The organism is Chitinophaga niabensis (genome assembly GCF_900129465.1).
Taxonomy (GTDB): domain Bacteria; phylum Bacteroidota; class Bacteroidia; order Chitinophagales; family Chitinophagaceae; genus Chitinophaga; species Chitinophaga niabensis.
In genome coordinates this window covers 1-1,145 of record NZ_FSRA01000006.1, presented here as the reverse complement: position 1 = coordinate 1,145, position 1,145 = coordinate 1, and the positions used below count along the sequence as shown (strand labels likewise).

Sequence of the window (1,145 nt, the reverse complement as noted above, 5' to 3'; positions counted from 1 at the left end):
TCCAGCTCTACGTTCTTATTAAAGGTGAAGCCACCGGTTGCACTTGGGATTAATTCCAGTTTCTCTAAGGCTTCAATGATACCATCTGTCTTCGCAGACAAGGTCAGATCAATGTGATCACCGTTAGCAGGGATAGTTACCTTAGTGGGGAATACCCCATTAAAGTCCGCAGGCAAAGCAGTAGAAGTTCCGGCTACAGCCAGATCAATGTCTAAGGCTTCTGCAGTGGTAGTACCTGCTGGCAGGCTGAAAGTGATCGTTACGCTGCTGCCTTCCGTTACCGTGGTAGCACCGGTGATCGTGATCAGCTTGCTGGCTGTTACATCTGTGATCGATACAGTCGTCTTCGCGGTAATAGATGTACCGTATACCATTGCAGTAGCTTCCAGCTGCAATTGTTCGGTTGGTTCAATGATATTATCAGTAAGTGCATCCAGGTTAAATGTAACCTCATTCCCTCCAGCCGGTATTACTACCGATCCGGTAAAGTCACTGTATTCTGACGTCTGAAGGGAGGCGCTTGATAAAGCACCTCTGCTTAAAGTGATAGTCAGTGCATCCTGTGTTCTATGCGGGGCAGGAAGACTGATCTTCACAACCGTTGAACTACCTTCTGCAATTGATGCAGCAACAGGCGTTATAGTGAATATCTTATTATTACTATTCTGACCATTTAGGTCTGTAATATTAACAGTAACAGGGATAACTGTGAAACCAGCAGCCGTACCTTCTATATCCAGGTTTTCTGAAGGTTCCAGCAGATCATCTGTATTAGCTGTCAAAGTGAATGTTCCTGTACTCTGGCTTGCAGGAATAGTGATCGTAGTTAATGCATTGTGTTCATCATTAGCTACTGCAGAAGTACCTGCTTTTGATAATGTGATAACAAGATCACTTCCTGCTGTCAGCCCACCTTGTAAAGTGGCAGTTATAGTAGCTGTATTACCCTCCAGTAAGTTGGCAGAAGAAGTAGTCAGCAATATAGATGCACCGGAAAGATCATTATCTACTACATCCAGTTCTACGTTCTTATTAAAGGTGAAACCACCAGTTGCACTTGGGATTAATTCCAGTTTCTCTAAGGCTTCAATGATACCATCTGTCTTCGCTGACAAGGTCAGATCAATGTGATCACCGTTAGCAGG

1 protein-coding gene is annotated in these 1,145 nt (G+C 44.3%); it reads right to left on the bottom strand.

Going from position 1 to position 1,145, the window contains the following annotated elements; all coding sequences use genetic code 11:
* Positions 1-1,145 (bottom strand): Calx-beta domain-containing protein (locus BUR42_RS29245; protein ID WP_143197653.1); only part of this gene is annotated, 1,145 nt, incomplete at both ends.